Consider the following 22,647-nt stretch of genomic DNA (forward strand, 5'->3'; position numbering starts at 1 on the left):
CAGCCACACCAAGATCATCTCACCTGTGACCAGCAGTTACGGGACAAGCCTTAGGTACGCAGGTCGGCTGCCGTCGATGACCTCGCGAAACACTCCCCTCCAACTGCAAGTCTGTCGGTCTCATCACCGGCCGCTGCCTACGCTGCCTTCATGTCCGATCCGAAGAACACCACGACCGACTACGGCAGGCTGGTCCACCTCGTGGGGCCGCCGGCCGCTCCCGTGGACGCCCACGGGGACTGGACCGCCGTGGAGACCGTGATCGGTACCCGGCTGCCCCACGACTACAAACGACTCGTCGAAACCTACGGCTGGGGAGAGTTTTGCGACTTCCTCTACCTCCGGACGCCGTTCGGCACGAGCAAGCACAACGGCATCGAGTGGCAGAGTGCCCACCACTCCACGGGTTCTCCCGAACGAGACTACGAGCGCTACCCGTATCCGCTGCACCCGGCTCCCGGCGGACTGCTGATCTGGGGCACCAGCATGGACGCCGACCGGCTGTGCTGGCTTACCGACGGGGACCTCGAGAAATGGCCGGTCATCGTGTGGAGCAGCGAGGGCTGGTACGAGCCGCATCCCATGGGCGCGACCGAGTTCGTCAAGGGCTGGGCCGGCGGAAACGTCACCTCGGGCTTGATCGGAGACATGGAGCCGGACCTCGCTCCGTGGTTCAACGCGTTCCGTTCCCGTACGCACCGTTGCCTGCGCCTGTCCGAGGGCACCTCCTCCCACTCCGAACGCCTGCGACTCCTGCGCGAGGCATTGGCCCCCACTACCGACCGGGGCTCGTGGCGCTCAGAGCACGACGAAATGGGACAGGACCACTTCGCGACCGTCGACACCGACTGGCTGCTCACCTACGACGCATCCCGCCCTCACCAAATCCGGATCGGCTACCCGCCCGAAGACAGCGGACGGGTTCGCCGGCGCCTCTTTGCCGCAGTTCATCTCATGGGGTGTGAAGTCCTTCAGATCACGACGGCGGCCGGAACGTCCCTGGCGACCTGGGACACGCCCTCAGACGAAGACGAGGAGTAGCGGAGGAGCTTGCCCATGAGTCCCGCGCCGGTCAACTGAACCACTCAGACTCCTACGCCACGCACTGCTCGCGGGAGAGTGACCTCCAGAGCAGACTTCAGAAGTTCGACGGCGACGGCAGTGCCGCACGCTCAGCCTGCTCCAGCCAGGTGGTGTACCAGCGGGCGAAGGTCACCGGCTGCCCGTCAGGGGCGAGGAGCGGTACGAGATCGGCGTCGTCCGCCCGGCCGTCGGACCAGATCGTGCCCCGGTGACTACCGCTGATGATCAGCCACTCCCGCAGGGCGCAGCCCAGATGAGAGATCACGATCGCGCCGGCGGTGCGCTCGGGCGCGAACATGAGGGCTCCCCACGCCTCGTCCCACGCCTCAAAATCTTCGTCGAAGTCCTCGATCTCGTCAAAGTCCTCTGCCTCAGGACATCGAGCGAGGAGCTCCTCAAGGGCCTTGGGGTTCGGACCTTGCTCGGGGAACGGCTCGGCGAGCATGGAGAGGTCGGCCAGGTCGGCGCCGTCCCCTTCCCAGCACCACCCGTCTTGTACGCGCCGCACGGGAAAGAGGCCGTACGCCGGTCCTGCGCCGCCCGCGGCGACCTGGACAAGGAAGGTCCGGTAGTCCCCCGGCAGCCTCACGGCTATCTGGTCCTCGAGTTCAGCGAGCTCGTTCTCGGTGAGCGGCTCATCGAGGACCCACCGATGCCCGAGTGACCCGAACACCTCACTGCGCGCCGACTGAGCGCCCAACGCCGCTACGCGTTCCCGTACTCCTGCCCACTGATCAGTCATGAGCAGACCGTATGCGTCACCACTGACACCCTGTGCCGCCCGGCATGGTCCGGGGCCGTTCCCTCTGGGGCAGGGCGGAGGGCGCATCCTCCAGTGCTGGCCATTGCAGCCTTTGCCGCTTCGTCGGCGGCGGAAGTCGGGGTGCCTTCCCCCAGCCGCACCCGGGACCGCGCTGGTGTAGTCAGCAGGATTCTCGCGGGTCCGAACCTCGAACCCGGCCGCGAGGGGGAGCGGTCTCACTGGGGCAGTCTCGGGCGTCGGCGCCCGATCACCAGGTCGGCAGGACGTACGCGCAGGGCAGAACCCGGGACGGAGCCTGAACCGGTTTCGCCGTGACCGGGCGGGCCTCAGAATCTGCTCTTGGCTTCCGTCACGGTGCGCGAACGAGAGGGGAGCGTGTGAGGCGTCCCATGAGCCCTGCGACAGCGAACTGGTCAGCCCTGCGCTACTGGTGGCGCATCTGCCACCGGCCATGCTGACGTAGTCGGCCTGCCCCTGATCTCCTGGGGCAGATCGACGGGCCGTCCCTGCCAGAAGTGGCGGACTGAGAAACCAGACAATTGAAGCTCCGCCGCGAAGCCGGCGGAGCTTCAATTGGAAAACAGGATCAATCCCAACCCGCTAGAACCCCTTAGCCAAAACCTGATCATCTGGCAGCTCAAAGGCCGAAAGAAACACCCTCAAGGTTTCCTCCAGAAAGGTTTCAACAGGGCTATCTGCCCGAATGAACAGACTAAATCCCGGAGTGAGCTGATTCTGGACCCTTGTCAGGGATACGTCCTGCCCAGAGTCGAGACGAAAGGCGAACGTGATACGCCTTCCAAGATCCCACGGATCATCGAACTCTTCACCTTGACCCCAACTCGAACTCAGCTCATCTTCGAGCATATCGATATCAGCAACATAGATAGCGCGACGTCCGCCAACCATGTCGGAAACTTCAATTCTCTTCATCATTTAACCTACCCGCTGTCACGAATGCACGCGGCCCCGCAGGCATCATCGTCGCCCTCAGGGCTGTCCCGTAAATGATCTACGAGTTGCCTCGGGCTGGGTCGGCCGCTGTCTGGTCGGCTCGCCTATCCGGCGAGGGTGCGGTTGTGCATGCGGGCGATGCCGAGCATGGCGTGGTGGACCCCGTCGCCTTTGAGTCGGCAGTCGCGGAGGATCTTCCAGGTCTTCATGCGGGCGAAGGTGTGCTCGATGCGGGCGCGGACCTGCTTGTGGGACTTGTTGTGCTCCTGCTTCCAGTCGGGCAGGTCTTCGCCTTTGCGGCGGCGGTGGGGCATGACGAGCCGGTGCCGGGGTAGCCGCCGTCGGCGAGCGTGAGTGTTCTGCCGACGGCGCCTTGGGCGCCGGATTCCTCCCATGCCTTGCAGTCGTTGCGGTTTCCGGCGAGCGGCCGGCCGACCACGACGACCAGGTGGGTGTCGGCGTCGATGACGACCTGATGGTTGGTGGAGTATCGGTAGTTCTTGGACTGCGCGGCGATGGTGTGGTCCTGGGTGGGGACCAGGGTGCCGTCCACGATGAGCACGGCGTCCTTGGCGAACCGCTGGCGGGGCTGGAGCGCGAGCATCGGCCCGAGGTGGTCGATGATGCGGTCAGCTGCCGACTTGGACACCCCGAACAGCGGAGCGAGCTGCCGCATCGTCAAGTTCGTGCGCCAGTACGCCGCCACCAGCAGTGCTCGGTCCTCCAGCGGAAGGCTCCATGGCCGGCCTTGCGGACCGCGTCCGCACTCTTACGTCGCAAGACCGTCACCAGCTTTCCGAAGCAGTGCGGACTCAGCCCGGAGAACGGGGCCATCCAGGACGGCTCTGACGCCGTGATCACACCAGCCACGCGGAGATCATCACATCATGATCAGCGAGACGATTCAGGTGCGGGGGCTGAGTCGCAAGACCAGCAGGCGGCGTAGACGAGCAGAGGCCCCGCGGAGCGTCCCGAGTCGTGCCACCTCCTCCGCCTCAAGTTCCAGACGGCCGGCGAGGGCCAGCACAACTGCGTAGGGCCGTTCGCCCTCTTCGAGCTTCGCTGCCACAGCATCGAGGACAGCGCGAAGAACGAAGGAGTCCGCGGAAGGATGTTCCGCCAGCAGACGAAGAAGCCTGTTGTCGTTCCAGACACTGTCGCGGGCTGCGCTCAAGTCAAAGAGGACGGCGGACGGGGTGTGGGGATTGGTTGCCAGGGCCTGCCAGACGAAGGGGTACGGACACTGCGCGAGACGCTGCAGGGCGGAGCCGTCCTTCTCCTTATGTGCAAGGGCAAGGTAGTCCGTGGGGGTGGGCACGAGGGCGGCCTCCCGGAGTGGTCGAAGCCGTCATCTTGCCACCGCTCGTCCGCTGCCCGCTCAGGGAATCGTGTCCCACCTGCTTCGGCCGCCATTTACGGGACAGCCCTTAGCCGAACAGATCGGCTGACGCGGACCTGCAGGGCCCGCACGGCCGCCCAGCCGCTGGTGCGGAGCGGGAAGTCGGAGTTCCGCGGTTCGGCGGCGGCTGCCGTGCGATCTGGAGGAGCGGCTCGCGCGGCAACGCGACGACTGCGCTGCACACCGCGGCGCCGGCCGTCGACGGCCTCCCCCTCCGGAGGCCTTGTCGGTGGCACATCGTCCTTCCGCCGATCCGGCTCTCCAAAGCGTGGGTCCAGCCCCGGCGTCGACGAGGGCGCCCGACAACGCAGGCGCACGGCCCCGGCCCAGGCTGCGGCCAGCGCCGCAGCCGCGGGGTGCCACTCGTCGTGTCGTACGGGCTCGGGCGACGAGGCGCTGGCCCTGACAGCCGGCCTTTTCAACCGGAAGGCCCCGCCGGCCGAGGAGGACGTCACACCACTCAACCTGCGCGGCCGTCGTCATGTCACGGCCGACCCCGCGCCACCGCGTACCGAGTCGTTACAGTGCGGGTTCGTAGATGACGGTGGTGGCGGGACAGTCCTCGGTGACCCCGGGGAGCGCCTGGCGCTCGTTCTCGTCGGCGGCCAGGGCCCAGCGCAGCTTCGTCCCGGCCCAGGTCGCGGCATAGGTGCAGTGGTAGGAACCTTCGGAGGGCAGCCCATCGGCCGGGTCCTTGTCGGCCTTGGACCGGTTGGAGGCGGCGGACACCGCGATCAGCGTGTCCGGGGAGGCCTGGTCGTTCGCGTATGCCTCCTGTCGCGTCGCCGACCACGAAATGGTCAACATCCAGTCGGGCCGCGTGGCCTCAGGGCTCACACAGGCGTACGGCGAGGGCGGCGATGTCGTCGTCAAGGTGTCCTTTGGTGTAGCGGAGGAGGTCGCGGTGAAGAGCCGCGAGCAGTTCGCGGGGCGGCGTTGCGGGCTGTCGACGCATCCAAGCTGCCAGCGGGAAGAACTCGCCGTCGCGGGCGCGGGCCTCGGCGATCCCGTCGGTGTAGAGAAGCAGCAGGTCGCCAGGGGCGAAGTCGAAGGTGTCGACGTTGTAGTGATCGCCGAGTAGCTCCGCGAGGCTGAGCAATGGCGAGGGGGTGGCGACCTCGAGGACACGGAGTTTCCTGCGGTTCAGGAGCAGCGGTGGGGGGTGTCCGCAGTTGAGGATGTCGATACGTGTGCCCTCGTGCGGGATCTCGACGAGAAGGGCGGTGGCGAAGCGCTCCATCGGCCCGTCGGGGGGGAAGGCGGCGTTGTAGCGGGTGCTGCTGACGTCCAGCCTGCGCGCGATGTTGACCATGTAGGTCTCGGCGTAGGCCGCCTCCCGGAAGGCGTTGACGATGGCCGCGGCCGCCCCCACCGCCGGCAGTCCCTTGCCCCGCACGTCACCGATGAGCAGCCTGACCCCGTATGGCGTGTCGACCACCTCGTAGAAGTCCCCGCCGATGCGGGCCTCCGCCGCGGCCGCGAGGTACAGCGACTCGATCTCGACATTCCCGAAGCGGCGCGGCATAGGGCTCAGCACCACCTGTTGCGCCGCGTCGGCGACGAGCCGTACCTGGAAGAGGGTGCGCTCGCGCTGGAGTCTGACATGGCTTCCGTACGCGGCGGCCACGGTGACCGCGATGATCCCCGCGGCCGTCCACCACGTTCCCAGATCGGGGAAGACGAGGCCGAGGCCGATCATCAGGAAGAGGCAGACCGTCCCGAGCAGGACGGTGGGGAGGACCGGCCACATGGCGGCGGCCAGGGCCGGCGCTGCGGGCAGGAGGCGGCTGAAGGCCATTTCCGGCGGAGTGGCGTAGGCCAGGCTGGCGATCACGACGGTCAGAATGACCGGCGACAGCCGCACGAGCCTGCCGCGGCCGTAGCGCCGACGGAGCCGCGGCCGTCCAGACTCGATCACACTTCCCACAATATCTGCGCAATACGGGCATAGCGCGCTGAGCGGCAGAGTCGGCCGCATGTCTCTCCCGCACGGACCCACCCGGCGCGGGGCGGCCTCAGCCCTCGCTTCGGGCACCGCGATCGGGTGCGCTCATGTCGCCCGTCGCGGGAGTGCCGTCGGCGAGCCCGTAGCGCACATAGACGGTGCCCTTCGGGCTGGCTACCGGGGGAGCGAGGAGCGTGACGTTGGTGGGCACCGCGCCATCGTCGAACACCTTCTTCCCGACGCCGAGCACGATCGGGTGCACCCAGAGATCGAGACGGTCGAAGAGCTTCTCGCGCAGGAGGGTCTGCACGAGGTTCAGGCTCCCGACGACCTTCACGTGCTCGTGCCGCTCACGGATCTCACGCACCGCGTCGGCGAGGTCCGGGCCGAGCTGCGTGGACCCGGCCCACGAGAGCTCGGGCCTGCCGCGGGAGGCCACGTACTTCGGGACGCTGTTGAAGAGCGTGGCGATCTCGTTGTCCTCGCCGCCCTCCTGGTGAGGCCAGTAGGCGGCGAAGATGTCGTACGTCCGCCGGCCGAGCAGGAGGGCGTCCGTGCCCTCGTACGCGGCACCGACCTGCGCCCCGGCGACCTCGTCCAGCAGAGGCGCCTGCCAGCCGCCGAACGGGAACCCCACCGGGTCCTCGTCGGGGCCGCCGGGCGCCTGTCCGACGAGGTCGAGGGTCGCGAACAGCTCGATGTGGATGAGGCCCATGGCTTACTCCCGATGAGTGAGTCGGTTGTCTCCGTCAAGAGATAGACCTGCGGGTGCCCGCAAACTCATCGCCACGACGGAACCGGCTTCACCCAGTCGGGCGGAATGACCACGAGGTCACCAGGGACACCAGGGGCCGTCTACAGCGCTCAGTCACAAGCAGCCGGTTAGGGGGTGTGTCCCGATGTGCAAAAGAAATCGAACAGGTGCTCTAATCGGAGGGTGAAGCGAGATTTCGACCGCGATGACCTGGTGCAGCTACAGATCCTGTGGGACCAGACGTACCGGGACTTGGCCCAGCTACGACCTGACCTCGGCGCAACGGCGTACCGCCGCCGGCTGATCAAGCTCTCCTGCGTGCTCGCCCGCGCCGGCGTGAGCGGCGCTGACCTGGCCGCGCTGCGCCGCGAGGCCAAGGCCCGCTGCTGGACGGAGGCGGCGTGAGAGGTGTCAGGCAAGGGCGGAAGCCGGGGAGCCCCGGCGCGGCAGCGTGAAAGAGCCACCGGCCCGGGCGCGGCCGGGTCCGTGCCCTACGTTCCGATCGGGCTCATAACCCCAGACCGGCAGCACCTCCAGGTCCGTCTGTACGAGAAGCAGCAGATCGACCTCGGCGACGGCCGCCGCCGATGGCTGTTCCGCATCGCGGTGCCGATGTGGCAGGCCGCTGCCGGCGGCCGCGTGGAGGCGATGGGCTTCACCACCTGGGTCACGGCCGAGGTGCTGCAGCCGTACTGGTGCGTCGCCTACGACGCGGTTCCCGCGCACAAGATTCCCGCGCAGCTACCGGGGCCCAAGCGCTGGGGCTGGTAGACCGACCGCGCCGCCGCGGTACAGCCCGCCCTACGCGACCCGCCAGGGGCGGCGGCCCCCGAGCGGGCCCGGCGGCAGGGCGCTTCTGGGGCCGAGCTCGAGTGGGGCAGGCCGGTTCGCTGGTGCTGTGACCGCGCACCTTTGCCGTTGCTCGTTGTGCCGTTGACGACTTCGGCCGGCGTGGGGAGGCGGGATGGCATCGCCGGTGAGGGTTCGTGGACTGTCTGAGCGGGAGGGGCAGAGGCTGCAGCAGATCGTGCGGCGGGGCGTACCAGCTCGGGGCGATTTCGCCGGGCGATGATGCTGCTGGCCTCGGCCGGCGGCAGCACGGTCCCGGTCATCGCACGCCTGGTCCAGGCGGTTCAACCGGCGGGAGGGGGCTGTTCCGACCGTGCACGTGCACCGTTCCCGTTCCCGCTCCCGCCAGTAGTCCGTGGCTCAGGCAGCCTCTCAGGCGATGGTCGCCGGAGTGTCCCGCAGGGTGACGTTGGCGTGGCTCTCCTGGAAGCTCTGGTCGGAGACCAGGGTCAGCCGGGCCGTCGACTGGAACTCCGGAAGCGTGGCGGAGCCGCAGGAGACCATCGTGGTCTTGAGCTTGGCGATGGTCAGGGCGAGCCCTTCGTTGAGGTCGCCGGCGTAGGGGACGTAGCCGTCGACGCCTTCCTCGAAGATCAGGCCCTGGCTGCCCTGGCCGTAGCGCTGCCAGTTGCGGGCACGGTTCGAGCCTTCGCCCCAGTACTCCTTCACGAAGCCGTCCCGGGTGGGGAGCTTCGCGCCGGCCGCCTGGTCGAAGCGGGCGAAGTAGCGTCCCATCATGACGAAGTCGGCACCCATCGCCAGCGCCAAGGCCACGTGGTAGTCGTGCACCAGGCCGCCGTCGGAGCAGATCGGCACGTACTCGCCGGTGCGCTCCAGGAAGGCGTCCCGGGCCGCGGCGACGTCCAGCACCGCGCTGGCCTGGCCGCGGCCGATGCCCTTCTGATCGCGGGTGATGCAGATGGAGCCGCCGCCCACGCCGACCTTGACGAAGTCCGCGCCGGCTTCGGCGAGGAAGGTGAAGGCTTCACCGTCGACCACGTTGCCGCCGCCGATCGGGATCTCCGGGTAGTGCTTCTTCACCCAGGTCAGGGCTTGCGCCTGCCAGTCGCTGTAGCCGTCGGAGGAGTCGAAGCACAGGGCGTCCGCGCCTGCCTCCAGCAGGGCGGGGACGCGCTCTTGGTAGTCGTGGGTGTTGACGCCCGCGCCCACGCGCAGACGCTTGGCGCTGTCCACGGCCTGGTTCGGGAAGCGCTTGTTGTCCGCGTAGTCGGACCGGAACACCAGATACTGCAGGTGGCCCTCGGCGTCCAGCACCGGGAGGCAGTCCAGCCGCTGGTCCCACAGCCGCGCGTTGGCCTCGGAGAGAGTCGTGTCGGCCCCGGCGTGGGGCAGGTCGGCGATGTCGGTCATCCGACCGCCTACCGGTCCGTCGAGGTCGTGGCGCTGGGGGTGGAAGTCGCGGGAGGTCACCAGGCCGAGCAGGCGGCCGGTGGGGCTGCCGTCGTGGGTGACCGCAGCGGTGCTGTGACCGGTGCGCTGCATGACGGCGACCAGGTGGCTCAGGCTGTCGTCGGGGCGGACGTTGGTGTCGCTGGTGACGAACCCGGCCTTGAAGTTCTTCACCTGGCGGATGGCCGCAGCCTGGTCCTGGACCGACTGGTTGTGGTGCAGGAAGCTCAGACCGCCGTTGCGCGCGAGCGCGATCGCGAGCTCCGGTGTGCTGACCGCCTGCATGATCGCGGACGTGAACGGAGAGCCGAGTTCGATCGCCGACCGCTCGCCCGCGACGTGCCGCACCAGAGGCGTGCGCAGGTCGACCGTCGCGGGCGAACAGTCGGTCCGGGTCCGGTTAGGCAAGAGCAGAAACTCGTTGAACGTTCTTGAGACTTCGGCGATGACCTGTGCCACTCATTCCTCCTGACCCGCCGGCCGGAGCCCACTGCCCGGCCGTGAAGATCGCCCCGTGTCCCAAGACCCGGGCAGGCAGGTGCGGCATGGCAGTTGTGGAGGTGCCACGAACTGCGGCAGAGCCCTGACCTGCCCGTGTGTTCGAATCGGGTGCGGTCGTGACCTGGCACCCTACCCATTGCCCCGCCGCTGCACGAATCCTGCCCTCTTCCTCCCCAACCGCCGGTCACGGGCGTCTCCTTGGCCGCTCCGTGGACGGGCGATCCGGAACGCGCGCCCGTCCACGGACGCGACGCTGCGTGGCGGCGCGTGGTGGCCGGACCTGGCGTGCCGGCCAACCTTTAGCCCCGGACTTCACGGATGCTCGCCACGGGGTGCGTACGCGCCCCGTCGCGTACAGCAGCTGGCGCAATTCCAGGACCTACATGACCCGGGTGGTCACGTCACTGCTCCCGCACTGCGGGAAGGGCCACAGCCGCCCGCGCCGCCATCTTCGTGACCTCGCTCAGTGATCGCTCGGGTCCCTCACCGATACGGTTGTGGAAACCCCCTCAAGCAGGAGCTCGTGATCGCAAGCTCCTCGGGGTGGACGTTGCTGAGGCCCCGTGTCAGGCCTCCTGGACAGGAACAGCTGTCGCGACATGGCTGGCCCGTCCCCTCGGGGCGTTGCCGGGGTGACGGGCCATCGGTTCGCGGTGGAATGTTTTGCTCCCGAGCTGCTCCCCGCGCCCGCGGGGATGGCGCGAGGGACGCGGACACGGCGGAAGCCGCCTCCCGGGTGGGGAGACGGCTTCCGTGTGGTGCGGTGGCGTTTGGCGCCCGACGCTAATTCGTGGGCTCAGGCGGGGCGGTGGTGGGGACGGGCAGGGGCGCTGTGCCCAGCGCGGGGATCGTCCAGCGCTGCGCGTTGCTCGCGTTGCAGTCGTAGAGCCAGAGCTGGATCCCGTTCGTGGTGTCGTTCTGGGCCAGGTCCAGGCAGCGACCGGAAGCCGGGTTGTAGATGGTGCCGTCGGCGCGGGGCAGGAACTGCTGCGCCGGGTTGTTGTGGCAGTCGACCGCCTGGATCGGAGTGAGGTTGGCGGTCCCGGCGTCCTTGGCGTCCATGCACTTGCCCTGGATGCGGAGGGTGCCGTCGGCCCGGACGTCGAACTTCTGGGCGGCGCCGCCGTTGGTCTCGTTGCAGTCCCAGATCTGGATCTTGGCGCCGTCGGAGGCGAGGTCCAGACACTTCGTGCCCGACGAGGTGAGCGAAATCTTGGTGGTGGTGCCGGAAGCGGTGGGGCTGGCGGCGTAGGGGTAGACGGCGAGGTTGCTGATGCCTCCGGTGAAGCCGCCGTAGGTGTCGGGCTTGCTGTTGGACTGGTAGCGGCCCATGGCGAGCGGGCCGACGGGGGCCGGGCTGGTGGAGGCCGTGTGGTGGCCGGTGGCGGCGAGTACGCCGTTGACGTAGAGGCTCATCAGGCTGGTGTCGGCGTTGTAGAGGGCGGTGAGGCGGGTCCAGGTGCCGGGGGTGTAGCGGGCGGTGATGTTGGTGGTGTCGGTCCAGTCGTAGTGTCCGCTGCCGTCGTCGGCCGTGGCGAGGGCGAAGCGCCAGTTCTTGTTGAGCGGGTCGGCGAAGAGGGTGAAGGCGCTGTTCTTGGTGCCGTCCTGGCTGGCGATGAGTCCGCCTTGGGCACCGGGCTTGGCCCAGGTGCTGATGGTGAAGCTCTGGTGGGTGTCGATGACGGACTTGGTGGTGGTGATGGTTGACCCGGTGCCGTTGAAGGCGGCGTACGCCGTGTCGCGGCCGCCGATCTTCTCGGTCGGGAAGGTGATGCCGGCCGTGGTGGCCGGGTAGGCGCCGACGGCGCTGGGGGTGGTGGTGCCGGTCTGCCCGGTCAGCTTCCACTGGGCCCTGGGCATGTTGAGGTTGCCCAGGGTGATGGTCGTCGTATCGATACCGGTGACGCTCGGCTGCGGAGTGGCGGTGCCGATGCCGTTGAAGGCGACGAGCTGCTGATTGGCGCCGACGGCCCACAGGTCGGGGACTCCGTCGCCGGTCAGGTCACCGTTGGAGCCGACGCGGGGGTAGGCCACGGGGTCGATCTTCCCCGCCAGCAGGCCAGCGGCGGGGTTGGTGAAGCCGGTCAGGTCCGGGTTGGCCGCCGTGCCCTTGACCGAAAAGGCGTGCAGACTTCCGTCGGCCTTTGAGCGGGCCCACAGGGTCGGGAAGACGGTGCCCTGGGCCTTGCCCGGGGCGATCAGCTCGTAGCCGTCCCACTTGGTGTCGTTGGCGGAGAGCAGGACGGCCTTTGACCCCAGCTGGTTGGTGGCGCCAGCCATGGCCAGCCACAGCCGCCCGTTCTCGACGAAAAGTAGAGAGGTGCGCGGCAACGCGCCGTCGCCATCCAGGGTGTCGCCGTACGGCGACCCGAAGGCTGCCGCCTGCGAGACGTTGGCCCAGTTCGCGCCGTATCCGTGGGCCGCGCAGTCGATGGCACCGCCTGCCGGATTGAGGCAGCTGGTGGGCTTGGTCACCGTGGTTGGCGCCTGAGAGTCGAACCGTCCGCTGTTGCCATTGTTTGTGTACAGGTGGAGGTCAGTGTTGCCGGGCTGGTGTGCGAAGAGGTCGTCGACTTCCTGGAAGCCGAGGCTGCCGCGGTGCGTGATCTGGATGCCGTTCCAGCCGTTGCCGCCCGGGGCGGGCTTGATGCGTGCGTTGGGCGCCGCGGCCGGGTCTGTGCCGCCGCCGATCTGGCGGAGGTTGCCCGCCGTGTCGGGGAGCAGGACATCGGCCTTCTTGTCGCCGTCGACGTCGCCGAAGAGAGGCGCCGGGCTGTTCGGGTTGGAGGGGGCGTAGTAGCTGTATGCGACTGGCTGGGAGAGGTTGCCGGCGTTGTCCTGGGTCTGGAGGTAGACGAAGTTCGTGCCCCAGCGCTGCGGGGTGATCTTGATCGTGGCCGTTCCGCCGGTCAGCTTGGTGACGCCGGGGTCAGTGTCGGTGCACCTCCAGTTGGTGGCCGAGGCCCTGATCGGATCGGTGGTCCAGCGGGCGCAGGCCAGGCCGGAGCTGCGGCCGCCGTTGGCGGGGGCCGGGTCGCTGCCGGTGAGCGTGAAGGCGCCCTCCTGGCCGACCAGCTTGGGGTGGGCGCCGATGGTGCCGGATTCGGGGAAGTCGGTGGAGGTGACGGATGCGGTCGGGGGAGTCTGGTCGACGCGGAAGAAGCACCATTCGGTGGTGGGGCTGGTGAGCGTCTCGTCGGTGGTGCTCGATGCCCAGCCGTACTGGTGTCCGTCGGTCAGTCGGCCGATATCAACGGTGGCGTCCGCCCGGCTGCCGTGCCAATCGGTCTTGGCGAACTCGGTCTTCCCGCCGTTGTCGTCGTCCCAGTACTGGAAAGTGGTCTGGAGCTGTCGGTTGGTCGGTGACCAGGTGGACGCGACCAGGGTGATGTTGTTGTTGGCGCCGACCCAGCCCGGGTTGTCCCAGGCGTTCGCAGTGTTGGGTGTGCGGCAGTCCGCGTAGGAGGCGGTGTCCGCGAAGCCGGGGGTGGGGCGGGTGCGGGGCCACCAGATGCTGGGCTTGATGTCGTACGTGATCTTGATGTGCGGGTTGTTGCTGAACCGCTGCCGGTAGAGCATCTCCTTCTCGTTGTCGGGCGCGAGGCCGAAGGTGAAGTTGGCCCACTTGTCCCGGGCAGCGGTCTCCATCTGGGACTTGACGTCGAAGGAGATCTCGCCGGATCCCTTCATGTTCGCGGTGCCGATCTTCTGGCACCCCTGCATGGTGGAACCGATGCCGCAGGGCTGACGCGACCACATGGTGGGGTTGGAGATCGCACCGGTCCAGTACAGGCCCATCGGGGTGATGGTGTTGGGGCTGGAGGATGCGACGACGTTCGCGTACAGGCGGGCGTCGAGGACGACGGCGCCGTGGATGACCGAGTTGATCCCGACCTGGAAGTAGGCGCGCTCCCGGCCCTTGCGCTCACAGGATGAGTAGCCGCAGTATCCGGCCGCGGGCTGGTCCTGGCCGTCGGCCGTGCCGTTGTACTCGTTGGTGTCGGGGTATGCCTCCTGGACCTGGGACCAGGCCTGGGTGCCGTTGTCCACGTCCGGGTTCCAGCCCGGGTCGATGAACCAGGGGCCGGTGCCTTGGCCGAGCACCGCGGTGTCCGGGACGAGCTGGATGGTCTTGGAATCGCTCGTCGTGTGGATGGGGGCGACAGAAGCGCCCTGGCCGGGACCGTCCGTGCTGGAGGCAGCCGGTCGGTCGGCGGCCGGAGGCGCGGTAGACGTGTCGACGGAGGCGAGGCTGCGGGCGGCGGACTTGGAGCTCGGCGCAGCCGCCGCCGAGGAAGTCGTGGACGAGTCCCACATCAGGGGGGTGGGAGCGGAGAACCGCGTCTTGCCCTCGCCGTCAGCGGCGTTGAGGTTTCCGGCGCCGTCCGCTCGCACGGTGAGTCCGTCGGTCTCGACGACGAGCTGGAGCTTCTCCACGGCGGGATTGGCCGCGGCTGCGGCGGTGCGCACGATCAGCACCTGTCGCCAGCCTCCGACCGGGGTGGCTGTGAGCTCTAGGTCGACGTCCGGGAGCACGCCCATGTAGAGGGCGGCGGCGCCGTTGAGGGCCGGCTTGGGCAGCGCGAAGGGCGCCTTCAGAGCCAGTTTCTTGCCGTCGGCCGTGGTCATGGTGGCCATCGGTCCGGTGCCGCCACCGGAGAAGCTGAGCTGAGAGGCGGAGGCTACGGGCGCCACGGTGCCGTCGGCAAGGGGCCTCAGGTTCGCGTCGAGACCACGCCATTTGCCGTCGGATCCCTTGGTCCGCTGCAGCACCGGGGATGAGTCGGTGGTCAGGGTGCCATCGGGGTTGGCGACGGTCTGCGAGCTACCAGTCGTCAGGTGCTCGATGACCACGGCCTTCTTGGTCTCCTTCGCCTGGGCCTTGGCGGAGTCGACAGCTGTCGACTCCGCGGTCGGCGCGGGCTTGCCCTGGGGGGCAGGCCAGGCGGTCGTTGCCGGGCCGTGGCCGCGAGCGGAGTCGTCGGCGAAAGCCGGCTGACCCGTGAGCAGACCGGCTCCCAAGGAGAGGACGGCGGCCCCGGTGACGGGGAGCACCGCGATACGGGAGGCCCGCCGTCGGCGGGGGGCGGCGCCCGGTCCCGGTATCCAGGATGGAAGTAGTGACGGCCTCACGTTGGCGGTCCTCGCTGTGAGCTGATGGGATGTAAGTCAGCCGCACAGTCCCCTTCACTTCAGCAATCTGTCAACGCGTCATGGACGCCTGATGCCCCATTTGATCCGAGAAGTTATGCCCTGCCCGCAGAGTGATTTTAGTCATGTAAGAAACTTTTAAGAAATCGCTGTACTTGCCGAGCGGGCGATCTTTAGAGTGCGTTCGATCTGGACTCTGAGCGTCCATTCGTTGTGCCCTTATTTGATCCTGTGGGGGGATTCGTTTGTCTCGTCGGCATGGTTTCTTCGAGCGCTCGCGAGCGGGACGGTCGCGTGTAGCGGTCGCCTCCGTGTTCGCGGTGCTCCTCTCTGGCCTGGGGATTCCCCTGGCCGAGGCGGCTGACAAGCCGCCAAAGGTGTGGGTGCCTCCGAACACCCCCCTACCGCAAACCAAACCGGCCAAGGGGTCTGACGCGAAGCCTTCGGCCAAGCGGAGTGAATCTGGCCGAATTTGGACCCCGGATTCGAAGGCCAAAGCGCCTGTCGGTTCGGCTGCCGTGGACCTGAGCAGCCTTGCAGCTCCTAACACTTCCGGGTCCGGCTCCACTCAGGCCGGCTCTTTGCCTGTCTGGATCGCACCCGGGAAGACAGCCAAGTCTGCCGCCAGCCTGACACCGAACACAGCCGCCCCGGGGGCCGAAGGCACCGGCACGCTCACCGTCGAGGTGAAGGATGAGGCCCGTACCAAAGCCGCCGGCGTCAACGGCGCGCTCGTCGCCCTCACCGATCCCGCAGGGAACGCCCCTTCGGGCACGATGAAAGTCGGCTTCGACGTTGCCGCCTGGGCAAAGACGAACGGCGCCAACTGGGCCGACCGTGCCCGCCTGGTCCAGCTGCCGACCTGTGCTCTGACCACGCCGGGCGCCGAGGGCTGCACGACCCGCACGCCTGTGGCATCCCACCGTGACTCCGCCGGACGCCTGGTTGCCGAGGTCGAGGCTCCGAAGGGTGCTGCAGCGTCCCCTTCGGCTTCTCCCCTGCTGAAATCCGCCCCGGCGGCGTCCGCCCCGCAGGTGCTGGCAGCGCAGGGCGTGGCCCTAGCGGTGGAGCCGGGCCCGGCGGGCGCGAGTGGTGACTTCTCCGCGACCCCGCTTCAGCCGTCCGCCTCGTGGCAGGCGGGCTCCAATGCCGCGAACTTCACCTACGGCTACACCGTCGAGGTGCCCTCCTCCATCGCCGGAGCGTCCCCGGGCGTGTCCCTGGGCTACGACTCCTCCTCGATCGACGGCCGCACCGCGTCGACGAACGCGCAAGCGAGCGGCTTCGGCGAGGGCTGGGACTGGAGCCCGGGCTCCATCTCACGCTCGTACAAGGGCTGCAAGGACGCCGGTATCGCGGGCTCGGGTGACGAGTGCTGGGCCGGCGACATCCTCTCCCTGTCACTGGCGGGCCACGCGGGCCAGATCGTCCGCGACGACAACACGTGCGCGTACCGCCTCCAGGGCGAGGACGGCACGAAGATCGAGCGTCTGACCAGCCAGCGGAACGCCGCCTGGAAGGGTGAGGGCTTCAAGGTCACCACGACCGACGGGACCCAGTACTACTTCGGCTCCAACCGCCTGCCCGGTGGTGACGGGACCGACCCCGAGGCCAAGTCGGTCTCCACGGTGCCCGTCTACTTCAACAGCGGCCAGGACAAGTGCCTGGGCGCGGACACTCCGGCCAACGGGACGTGGCAGCAGCTGGGCTGGGAGTGGAACCTCGACTACGTCGTGGACCCGCACCAGAACCTCATCTCCTACCGCTACGAGCAGGAGGACAACTACTACGGGCGGGGCGGCGGCCAGAACAACGGCACCGGCACCTCCACCAAGTACCAGCGCGGCTCCTACCCGACCTGGATCGGCTACGGCCAGCGCCTGCCCGACCAGATCGCAGCCAAGGGCGCCGCCAAGCCGGCCGCACAGGTCGTCATCAAGAACGCCGAGCGCTGCGTCGCCGTCGGGTCGGTCAACTGCACCGACACCGCCCAGCGCACCAAGGCGAACGCCAAGTCCTGGCCCGACACCCCCGTGGACCAGGAATGCCCCGCCACCGGACAATGCCTGAACCTCTCGCCGACGTACTTCACCACGAAGAAGTTCACCGAGGTCGACACCGAGGTGTGGACCGGCACAGCCTGGCGCCCGGTCGACGCCTTCGCGCTGAAGCACTCCTTCCAGGACCCGGGGGACGGCACCTCGCCGACCCTGTGGCTCGAGTCGATCCAGCGCACGGCCTCCAATGGCAAGCCCGAGCAGAGCCTGCCCGCGGTCTCCTTCGGCAGCCCGCTCCAGATGGCCAACCGCGTCGACGGAGTCGTCAAGCGCCACGACGGCACCGAAGCCTCGGCCCCCGCGTACAACCGGCCGCGCATCCAGACGATCAACACCGAGACCGGTGGCCGCATTAATGTGGTCTACAAGGCGCCGGAGTGCTCGCGCGTCAAGGGCACCATGCCGTCCTCGGAGGACGGCAACACGATGGCCTGCATGCCGGTCAAGTGGTACCTGCCCGGCCAGTCCGACCCGGATCCGGTCGACGACTGGTTCAACAAGATCGTCATCCAGTCCGTCACCCAGGACGACCTGGTGGCCGGCCAGGTGACCACAGTGACGAACTACGAGTACGGCGGCGGCATCGCCTGGCACCGCAACGACTCGGAGTTCACTGACCCGAAGACCCGCACGTGGGACCAGTTCCGCGGCTTCGCCACGGTCACCACGAAGACCGGCAACGGGAACGCAACCGAGGCCCCGCGCACCAAGCACGTGGCGACGTTCCTGCGCGGCATGGACGGCGACTTCCTCGCCAACGGCACCAAGCGCAGCGTGACGGTGTCGGATGCCCAGGGCGGCTCGATCAAGGACGAGGACATCCTCTCCGGCTTCGTCCGCCAGACCGAGACCTACGACCGCGACGGTGGCTCCGTCGTCTCCGACGAGGTCTCCGCCCCGTGGATCGGCGCGGTCACCGCGACTCGCGCCCAGTCCGGCGGCATGCCGGCGATCACGGCCCGCCCGATGAACACGGCCAAGGTCACCACCCGAGCAAAGCTGGCCAACGGCACGTGGCGGACCAGCGAACGGACATCCACCTACGACAACACCGCCTTCTCGCGGCCCCTCCAGGTCGACGACCGCAGCGACCTCTCCCGGCCGCAGGAACGTCTCTGCACCACCTTTGAATACGCGACTGGCCCGGGCGGCGCGCTGACCCAGCTCGCCTCGAGGACGCTCGTCCTCTCGTCGGCCTGTGGACAGACGCCCACGGCCGCGAACACGGTGGGCGACACCCGCGCCTACTTCGACGGTCTGCCCCTCGGCCAGAGCGCCGCGACGGCTGACCAGACCGGCACCGAGGTCCTGGAGAAGTACGACGGGGCCGGCAAGCCGGTCTACCGTCTCAACTCCACCTCCACCTACGACGTGTACGGCCGCGTCACCAGCAACACCAATAGGGTCCGCAAGGACGCCGCCCACCCGAACGGCGCGGTCACCACGACCGAGTACAAGCCGGCCACCGGCGTGCTGCCCTCCGAGGTCGTCCACACCAACCCGCTGGGTTGGAAGTCCTCCAACACACTGGACATCGGCCGCTCGCTGCCGCTGATCACGAAGGACGAGAACGGTCACGTCGCCGAGCGCGACTACGACGCCTTCGGCCGGGTCGTCGCGATCTGGCAGCCGGGGCAGGAGCGGACGAACAAGTTCCTTCCGGTCCGCAAGTTCTCGTACGCCATGAACGGTGCGAACGCGCCGTCGTACGTCCTGAGCCAGGCGCTCATGAAGGACGGCCAGACCTACACCTCCAGCTACACCATCCACGACGGTCTCGGCCGTGTCCGTCAGACGCAGTCGACCACGGGCTCGGGCGTGACCGGACGTCTGGTCACCGACGCCCTCTTCGACTCGCACGGCCGTCAGGTGAAGACGAGCGCGCCGTACTACAACGACGAGAACGATCCGTCGGGCGCGCTGTTCCTGCCCAACGGCGGCGTGAACCCGGACAGCAAGATCCCGGCGCAGACTGTGTCCGTCTTCGACGGTCTGGGCCGCGAGACCGCCTCGGTCTTCCAGTCCTTCGGCATCGAGCAGTGGCGCTCGAAGACGGAGTATCCGGGAGCCGACGAGGTCCGTACGATCCCGCCGAACGGCGGCTTCGCGACGGCCCGCATCAGCAACGGAACCACCTCGGTCCTGCGCCAGTACAAGGCCAGCACGCCCACGGGCGCGTACGATGAGACCGCCTACGTGAGCAACACCCAGGGTCAGGAGCTGTCCCGCAAGGACTCCGCCAAGAACGAGTGGACGTTCACGTACGACTTGCTCGGCCGCACGGTGAAGACCACCGACCCGGACTCGGGCACGGCCACGACGGTCTACGACGACAGCAAGAACCTCGTCACCACGACCGACGCCCGCGGCAAGAGCGCCACCGTCGTCTCCGACCTCCTCGGACGCACCATAGCGGCCTACGAGGGCACGGCAGTCGATCCGGCCAAGCAGGTCAGCGCCTCCACCTACGACAGCAAGGCACTGGGCAAGCCCGACACCACCACGCGCTACGTCGGAGGGGTCTCCGGCAGTGCCTACCGCTCGGAGATCACCGGCTACGACGCCGGCTACCGACCGCTCGGCAGCAAGACCACGATCCCGGCCGGAGAGAACAAGCTCCAAGGCGTCTACGAGACGACCAACACGTACAGCCCCTATGGTCAGCTGGAGACGACCACCCTGCCAGCGATTCCCGGGGCCGGCCTGAAGGCGGAGACTCTCACCTTCAACGTGGACATCAGGGGCAACCTGCGTGCGCTGGACGGCACGATCGACTCCACGCTCTCCCCGTACCTCGTCGCCGCGCAGTACGACGCCTTCGGCCGCCCGATCCGCAGCACGGTCGGGAAGGGCGGCAAGCAGGTCGTTTCGACCACTGACGTCGACCTGGCCACCGGACGCCCGGTGCGTTCGACGCTGGACAAGCAGACGGCGACCACGGCGAGCGTCGATGTCGTCGACTACACCTACAACCAGGCGGGCAAGCTCACGTCGCTCGGGAACACGCAGGACGGGGCCACCCGCGACCTGCAGTGTTTCACGTACGACTACCTGGGCCGGATGACGCAAGCGTGGACCGACACCGGTACCACCACTACGACTCCCCAGCCGAGTGTTCGCGGCATCGGCGGCTGTTCCAACAGCGGCGGCCCGGCGGTGGACGGCACGGGCAAGCCGAGCGTGGGCGGTCCTGCTCCGTACTGGCAGCAGTACGAGTACGACCAAATGGGCAACCGCAAGAAGCTGGTGAAGAAGGACATCACCGGCAACCCGGCCAAGGACACGACGGTCACCCAGACCTTCGGCAACGGCCCGAACACCCCCTCCTCCGACCCGAAGACGGGCGGCGGCACGGGCGGCCCGCACGCCCTGATGACCTCCACGGAAAACAGCAGCGCGGGCACAAAGGTCAGTTCGTACACCTACGACGCCAGCGGCAACACCGCCTCCATCACCAGCACCCCGGGCACCAAGACCCTGACCTGGAACGACCAGGGCAAGCTCGACAAGATCACCGGTACCGGTCAGAGCGCCGGGACCAGCTACGTGTACGACGCCGGCGGCAACCAGCTCATCCGCCGCGATCCGACGAGCACCACGCTGAACCTGGGCAACGACCAGATCACCGTGGACACCGCCTCCGGCAAGGTCTCCAACGTCCGCACTTACGGCGCCCCCGGCGGCCTCGCCGTCACGCGCACGACGACGGGCGGTACCTCCACCCTCGCCTACCAGGCATCGGACCAGCACGGAACCAACGGCGTGCAGTTCAACGCCTCGGACCTGGCCCAGGTCCGCCGTCCGACGGACCCCTTCGGCAACGACCGCGGGACTCAGCCGGCTCCCGGCGCGTGGGCGGGCGACAAGGGCTTCGTCGGCGGGACCAAGGAGAAGACCACCGGCTTCACCCTCCTGGGAGCCCGCGAATACGATCCGACGACCGCCCGGTTCATCAGCCCGGACCCTGTCATTGACGCAGGCGACCCGCAGCAGTGGAACGCCTACGCCTACTCCGGCAACGATCCGATCAACAAGTCGGACCCCAACGGCCTCAGGCCCACTTGTGACACTCCAGCGGAGTGCCAGAACAACCGCGCGGCGGGCCTCAACAACCCGGAGTCCCATCCCCCCGTCAGCGGCGGTAGCACCAGCCAGTCTTCGAGCTCTGCCCAAGGCGAGCTGGACCAGGCAAATGGCGAGGTAGCACGGGCCAAGAAGCGGCGCGATGAGCTGCAGCACGCAGTCATCGACGTAGTCATGGACCTGATCGGCTTCAACGACGCCCGGGACTGCTTCACCAAGGGCGATGTGATGGCCTGCATCAACACGGCCCTCAACGCGGTTCCCTGGAGCAAGGTCCTCAAGGCGATCAAGATAGGCATCAAGGCCTTCAAGATCTATCGGGAGATGAACAAGGCCTACGACGCCATCCATGTAGCCGAGGGCAAAGCCGCCAAGGCCATGCAGGCCATCTCCAAGGCCAAGCGGGCAGAGGACGAAGCGGCTGCCGCAGCGTCGAAGGCAGCGAAATCCGGGGACGCAAAGGCTTCCAAGGAATCGGCCAGCGACAGCGCGGGCACTGAGTCGAGAGCCGGCAAGGAACAGGCTGACACAGAGGCAACCGAGGTCAAGTCGAAGTCGGACTCCTGCGAAGTCAGCAAAAACAGCTTCCCCACGGGCACTCAGGTCCAGATGGCCGATGGCACCACCAAGGCCATCGAGGACATACGCATCGGCGACACGGTGATGGCGACCGACCCGCAGACCGGTGAAACCCAGCCGAAGCGTGTCACGGCCACCATCACCACGCCCGACGACAAGGAATTCACCGACCTCACCCTCACAGACGACGCAGCCCCCCGCGGCCCGCCCGCAGCCGTCACCTCCACCTCCCACCACCCTTACTGGAGCGAAACCCGCCGGCAGTGGGTCAACGCCGGTGAACTCGCGCAAGGCGAACACCTCCGCGAGCCCAACGGCACCACCCTCACCGTCGCCACGTCCCGCAACTACCGCTATGCCGTTACCACCCACAACCTGACCGTCGACGACTTCCACACGTACTATGTGCTCGCAGGCGCCACCCCGGTCCTGGTGCACAATTGCGATGGTGACGTTCACTGGGTTCCGGAGAACGCTCACATGAGCCCCCAGGCCCAGGCTTACGACAGCGGCGCAATGGGATCCAGGCCCGGCGTTGCACCGGCCTTGCAGTACTACAAGCCGAACGGCAGCAAGCTGGCGCAGGTCAAGTTCGATGGTTTCGACTCTACAAACGGTGTGCTGATCGACCGGAAGCTCAGCGTGACGCATCGCAACAAGACGTACCAGCAGGCCCTCAACCAGTCCCAGGCGCTGGAGCAAAACGGGTTCTCAGGCAGGTGGGAAGTACCCGACGCTACGGAAGCTAGGCGGGCTCGCAAGCTACTCGGCGATCTCCTAATCACCAACATCAGAGTGAGGATTGTCCCCTAATGGAACTCACCCACGTCCTGGCGCGCGCCTTCTCAAGTGTGGCCGTGTCCATCGACCTGGCCGACGATGACGACATCGACCCGGACATCGCGACGGACATCATCGAGCCGGCTGCCGCGCTGTTCAAGGAGCTTTCAGAGGATGACCGCCGGGCGTTGGCCGCGATCATCGTCGAGGTCTCCGAGCTGGAGAGCGATCCGGTGCGAAAGCGGTCGATGCTGCAACTGCCGGAAGAGATCGGTCTCCTCGAAGAGGAGTGATCCTTGGCGGCCCCCGCAGCCGCCAGATCGGAGCGGAGCTACAACC

At 67.8% G+C, this 22,647-nt stretch carries 13 protein-coding genes and 2 pseudogenes; 6 read left to right on the top strand and 9 right to left on the bottom strand.

Annotated features, from left to right (window positions below; all coding sequences use genetic code 11):
* Positions 1-150: 150 nt before the first annotated feature.
* Positions 151-1,041: an SMI1/KNR4 family protein gene (locus tag ACFWBF_RS27565; RefSeq protein WP_385606613.1), complete on the top strand. Its 891-nt coding sequence runs from the start codon at positions 151-153 to the stop codon at positions 1,039-1,041.
* A gap of 97 nt (positions 1,042-1,138) precedes the next feature.
* On the opposite strand, the gene ACFWBF_RS27570 is transcribed toward ACFWBF_RS27565, so the two are convergent.
* The 7 genes and pseudogenes from ACFWBF_RS27570 to ACFWBF_RS27600 form a co-directional block, all read right to left on the bottom strand.
* Positions 1,139-1,825 (bottom strand): SMI1/KNR4 family protein, encoded by a 687-nt coding sequence (locus ACFWBF_RS27570; protein ID WP_385606615.1) that lies wholly within the window; start codon positions 1,823-1,825, stop codon positions 1,139-1,141.
* A gap of 621 nt (positions 1,826-2,446) precedes the next feature.
* Positions 2,447-2,782 (bottom strand): hypothetical protein, encoded by a 336-nt coding sequence (locus ACFWBF_RS27575; RefSeq protein ID WP_385606617.1) that lies wholly within the window; start codon positions 2,780-2,782, stop codon positions 2,447-2,449.
* Positions 2,783-2,904: 122 nt separating this feature from the next.
* Positions 2,905-3,670 (bottom strand): annotated as a pseudogene (locus ACFWBF_RS27580) (transposase).
* 34 nt (positions 3,671-3,704) lie between these two features.
* On the bottom strand, positions 3,705-4,118 hold the full coding sequence (locus tag ACFWBF_RS27585; protein ID WP_385606618.1) for a hypothetical protein: 414 nt from the start codon (positions 4,116-4,118) through the stop codon (positions 3,705-3,707).
* A gap of 600 nt (positions 4,119-4,718) precedes the next feature.
* A complete protein-coding gene (locus ACFWBF_RS27590; protein ID WP_385606620.1) occupies positions 4,719-5,006 on the bottom strand; it encodes a hypothetical protein in 288 nt (95 codons plus the stop codon).
* A 19-nt stretch (positions 5,007-5,025) separates the two neighbouring features.
* On the bottom strand, positions 5,026-6,117 hold the full coding sequence (locus ACFWBF_RS27595) for a PP2C family protein-serine/threonine phosphatase (protein WP_385606622.1): 1,092 nt from the start codon (positions 6,115-6,117) through the stop codon (positions 5,026-5,028).
* 97 nt (positions 6,118-6,214) lie between these two features.
* Positions 6,215-6,859, bottom strand: a complete 645-nt coding sequence (locus tag ACFWBF_RS27600) for a dihydrofolate reductase family protein (protein WP_385606623.1) — start codon at positions 6,857-6,859, stop codon at positions 6,215-6,217.
* A gap of 222 nt (positions 6,860-7,081) precedes the next feature.
* On the opposite strand from ACFWBF_RS27600, the gene ACFWBF_RS27605 reads away from it, so the two are divergent.
* From ACFWBF_RS27605 to ACFWBF_RS27615, 3 genes and pseudogenes are all read left to right on the top strand, one after another.
* On the top strand, positions 7,082-7,303 hold the full coding sequence (locus ACFWBF_RS27605) for a hypothetical protein (protein WP_385606625.1): 222 nt from the start codon (positions 7,082-7,084) through the stop codon (positions 7,301-7,303).
* A gap of 81 nt (positions 7,304-7,384) precedes the next feature.
* Entirely contained in the window at positions 7,385-7,669 is a 285-nt protein-coding gene (locus ACFWBF_RS27610; RefSeq protein ID WP_385606627.1) for a hypothetical protein, read from the top strand.
* A 193-nt stretch (positions 7,670-7,862) separates the two neighbouring features.
* Positions 7,863-8,029, top strand: a pseudogene (locus ACFWBF_RS27615) (IS630 family transposase); the annotation flags it as partial.
* A gap of 90 nt (positions 8,030-8,119) precedes the next feature.
* On the opposite strand, the gene ACFWBF_RS27620 reads toward ACFWBF_RS27615, so the two are convergent.
* Positions 8,120-9,616: an IMP dehydrogenase gene (locus ACFWBF_RS27620; protein WP_385606629.1), complete on the bottom strand. Its 1,497-nt coding sequence runs from the start codon at positions 9,614-9,616 to the stop codon at positions 8,120-8,122.
* An 825-nt stretch (positions 9,617-10,441) separates the two neighbouring features.
* Positions 10,442-14,713: a ricin-type beta-trefoil lectin domain protein gene (locus ACFWBF_RS27625; RefSeq protein WP_385606630.1), complete on the bottom strand. Its 4,272-nt coding sequence runs from the start codon at positions 14,711-14,713 to the stop codon at positions 10,442-10,444.
* Between the two features lie 782 nt (positions 14,714-15,495).
* Between ACFWBF_RS27625 and ACFWBF_RS27630 the strand changes: the two genes are divergently transcribed.
* Positions 15,496-22,341, top strand: a complete 6,846-nt coding sequence (locus tag ACFWBF_RS27630) for a polymorphic toxin-type HINT domain-containing protein (RefSeq protein WP_385606632.1) — start codon at positions 15,496-15,498, stop codon at positions 22,339-22,341.
* Positions 22,341-22,601, top strand: a complete 261-nt coding sequence (locus ACFWBF_RS27635) for a hypothetical protein (protein ID WP_385606634.1) — start codon at positions 22,341-22,343, stop codon at positions 22,599-22,601. Before ACFWBF_RS27630 ends, ACFWBF_RS27635 begins: the two co-directional genes overlap by 1 nt.
* The last annotated feature ends 46 nt before the right edge of the window (positions 22,602-22,647 follow it).

Origin of the sequence: Streptomyces sp. NPDC060028 (assembly GCF_042736725.1) — a bacterium.
In the GTDB taxonomy this organism is placed as follows: Bacteria; Actinomycetota; Actinomycetes; order Streptomycetales; family Streptomycetaceae; genus Streptomyces.

Coding starts and splice junctions, on each gene's coding strand:
- ACFWBF_RS27565 (WP_385606613.1), top strand. CDS start 151: ATGTCCGATCCGAAGAACACCACGACCGACTACGGCAGGCTGGTCCAC.
- ACFWBF_RS27570 (WP_385606615.1), bottom strand. CDS start 1,825: ATGACTGATCAGTGGGCAGGAGTACGGGAACGCGTAGCGGCGTTGGGC.
- ACFWBF_RS27575 (WP_385606617.1), bottom strand. CDS start 2,782: ATGATGAAGAGAATTGAAGTTTCCGACATGGTTGGCGGACGTCGCGCT.
- ACFWBF_RS27590 (WP_385606620.1), bottom strand. CDS start 5,006: ATGTTGACCATTTCGTGGTCGGCGACGCGACAGGAGGCATACGCGAAC.
- ACFWBF_RS27600 (WP_385606623.1), bottom strand. CDS start 6,859: ATGGGCCTCATCCACATCGAGCTGTTCGCGACCCTCGACCTCGTCGGA.
- ACFWBF_RS27635 (WP_385606634.1), top strand. CDS start 22,341: ATGGAACTCACCCACGTCCTGGCGCGCGCCTTCTCAAGTGTGGCCGTG.